A 3,220-nucleotide genomic window follows, 5' to 3' on the forward strand; every position below is an offset into this window, starting at 1 on the left:
GCCCTGGTCGCGGCCGCGCTCGCCCCTCTGCTGCTCCCGCTGCTCCCGCTGCTCGGCGCCTCCTCGGCCGCCGCTCGCCCGCTGCCCTTCCCGCCGGGGCCGGGGCCGGTCGCGGCAGGAACCGTCACGGCGGGGCCGGCCTCCGGTCCCGCGGCCTCCGCTCCCCCGGCCTCCGGACCCATGGCGACCTTCGGGGACCACCTCACCGTCGTGATCACGGACAGCGGGCGCGGCGACGGCCGGTACGAGCTCCACTGCCACCCGACGTACGGCACCCTCCCCGACCCGCGGGGCGCGTGCGACCAGCTCGACGGGCAGACGCACTGGGACCGCGACCTCTTCGCGCCGGTGCCGCCGGACGCGCAGTGCACGATGGTCTACGGCGGCCCGGAGCGGGCTCATGTGTCCGGCACCTGGGCCGGGCGGCCGGTCGACACCGACTTCAGCAGGGCGAACGGGTGCGAGATGGCGCGCTGGAACCGGTTCTCCCGCCTCCTGGGCGATCCCGCGCACCGGCCCGCGGTCTGAGCCGGCGCACTCCGCACGCGGCGAACGCCCCCTCACCTTTTTCCCCGTTCCCGGTTTCTCTGTTCCCGGTTTCTCTGTTCCCGATTTCCTCTGTTTCCGACGGCTTCCAAATGACCGTCAACGACCGTTTGAGACCGCTTCGGTCGTTTCCGGAGGCGAGCCGGTCTCCCGTCGGCCTCCGGCCCCGCTCTCCTGCGGAACCGAACGCTCCGCCCGGCGCCCGGGCCGACACACCGGCCGCCCCGGGCGCCGCACGGCAGGGTGCGCCGCACCCCTCGTCCGCCGTCGCGCCGGACTCCACAGCCCGTAGACTTCCCCCCAGCAACACGCCGCAGGGGCGGCGGAACTCCCCCAGCCGTCGCTGGGGGTGCCCCCCGTCCCGCGGGTCGCACGGTGCGGTAACAGGGAGGAAGCGTCGCAGTGAGCAGCAGGCCATCCCGAGGCGCTGCTCGCCTCGCAGCCATACTCGACGCCCTGCCCGACGCGCTGTTGCTCGTCAACTGCAACGGCACGGTCGTCAACGCCAACCACATCGCGCTGGAGACGTTCGAGGTCCCCGGCACGGGACTCGTCGGGCGCGGTCTGCTCGACCTGCTGCCCGCGTTCGACTCGCGTCGCATCCCCGGTTCCATGCGCCTGCCCGAGGACCGGACGAACGGCGGGCGCACCAAGCCGACGCGCATGATCGCCCGGCGGACGGACGGCACCCAGTTCCCCGTCGAGGTCACCAGCGCCAACCTCCCCGACAGCCGCACCCCGTACGCCGAACAGGGCCCGTACACCGGGGACGAGCTGCTGATGCTCGTCGTCCGCGACCTGACCGGCACGCTCGACACCGAGGCCGAACTCGCCCGCCAGCAACGCCAGACGGAGATGATCCTGCGCGCGGCGGCCGAGGGCGTGGTCGGCGTGGACACGGCGGGCAAGGTCGTCCTCGTCAACCCCTCCGCCGCGCAGATCCTCGGCTACCGCGCCAGTGATCTCGGTGGACGCGAACTCCACCCGCTGATCCACCATTCGCGCGCGGACGGCACGCCGTTCCCGTTCGAGGACTCGCCGATCGCCGACACGCTGCGTTCCGGCCGCAAACACCGGGTGCGCGGGCAGGTGCTGTGGGCGAAGGACGGGCGCGCGGTGCCGGTCGACCTGACGACGGCGCCGGTGCGCGACGGCGACCAGTTGGTCGGCGCGGTGATGACCTTCACCGACCGCCGCCCGTACGACGCGCTGGCCGCGCGGCACGCCCAGTTGGTGGCCGTGCTCGATGGCTCGCTGCACGGGCCGCTGGAGCGGCTGCGCGGTGAGCTCGGCACGCTGGCCGCCGACCCCGCCGGGCAGTTGTGGCCCGAGGCCAACCAGATCCTGCACCATCTCGCCGCCGGTTACGGGCGGATGGCCCGGCTGGTCGAGAGCGTGCTCGCCTACCAGCGGCTGGAGGCGGGCGAGGGACAGCTGGCACGTGAGGCGACCGCCCTGGACGAGGTCGTGGCGGCCGGTGTCGAGGGTGCCGTGGAGCTGATCGGTCCTGGCCGTGCGCAGTTCGCGGTGCACGCGCCGGCCATAGAGGCCGAGATCGACGCGGAGTGGTTCGCCCGGGCCCTCACCCATCTGATCGCGGACGTCGCGGGCGTGGACTCGACGGGCGAGGCCGCCGGCGGCACGGCGCCGTCCGGTGACTCGACGATCGTCGTCGCGGCCGCGAAGCGGGACACGGCCGTCCGGATCGAGGTGCGCGGCCCGCACCCCGGCGGCGACCCGGTCCACGGGCCGATCGTGCGCGGCATCGTCCAGCGGCACGGCGGCGTGCTCCAGACCCACGACGTGCCGGGCAGCGGGGGCGGTAAGGCGTACGTCCTGGAGGTGCCGGTCTCGGCGGAGGCCGGGCCCGTCGCGCCGTCCGACCGGCCGGACTCGCCGCCCAGCATCGGCAGCGGGACGACGATCATGCCGATGCCGGGGCAGCGGTCGGGGGAGACGGCGGCTCGGGGGACGGTCGGTACGGCGGGGACTGCGGGCGCTGTGGGCACTGCGGGTGCTGTCGCGGACGTGGGTGCCGCTGCGGGGGCTGTGGCGAGGGTGGCCGCGGTGGCCGCTGGTTCGGCTGGTGCTGGTGGTGTCGTTGCAGGGGGTTCTGAGGGTGCCGGGGTAGCGGTAGGTGCTGCGGCTCCTGGTGGGGCAGCCGGGGTTGAAGGGGCCGAAGGGGCGGCGGGGGTGGCGGGTTCCGCCGGCCGAGTAGCTCCTGCCGGGAGCGGTGCTCCCGGTGGCCCGGCCGCCGCCGCGCACGTGGCGGAGCCCGTGGTGCGTCCGGCGCCTGGTGCTCCTGCTACTTCCGGTGCTTCTGCTGCTTCTGCTGCTTCCGCTGCCCATCCGGCTCCGCAGCCTCAACAGGCGCCTTCGGCCCAGCAGTCCCACCAAGCCCAGCAGGCCCGGTCGGTTCCGCAGGCTCGGCAGGGGAGTTCGCCTTCCGGGGACGCGCCCGTCCCGGGTACGCCTGTGCACCCCGGCGTTCCGGACACCGCGGCGCCCGTCGGCCGCACGCCGTCCGCCGGCGAAGCGCCGCACCCCGCCTCCGTACCCGGCGCGCCCGTGCCCGCCCAGCCGACCGGGCGCAGGCGCGGTCCCGCGCGCCCGGACGAGGAGGAGGCGGCCGCCGCCGAGCGGGTCCGGTCCAACCGGCACGGCCGGGGCCCCG

General features: G+C 75.1%; 2 protein-coding genes. Both read left to right on the forward strand.

The window, feature by feature from the left end; translation table 11 throughout:
* Window positions 1-528, forward strand: a 528-nt coding sequence (locus JNW98_RS19620; RefSeq protein WP_308015632.1) for an SSI family serine proteinase inhibitor, incomplete at its 5' end; no start/stop codon positions are given.
* A gap of 420 nt (window positions 529-948) precedes the next feature.
* On the forward strand, window positions 949-3,220 hold a 2,272-nt coding region (locus JNW98_RS19625; RefSeq protein ID WP_223769558.1), incomplete at its 3' end, for a PAS domain-containing protein.

It is taken from the genome of Streptomyces huiliensis (assembly GCF_020037025.1).
In the GTDB taxonomy this organism is placed as follows: Bacteria; Actinomycetota; Actinomycetes; order Streptomycetales; family Streptomycetaceae; genus Streptomyces; species Streptomyces huiliensis.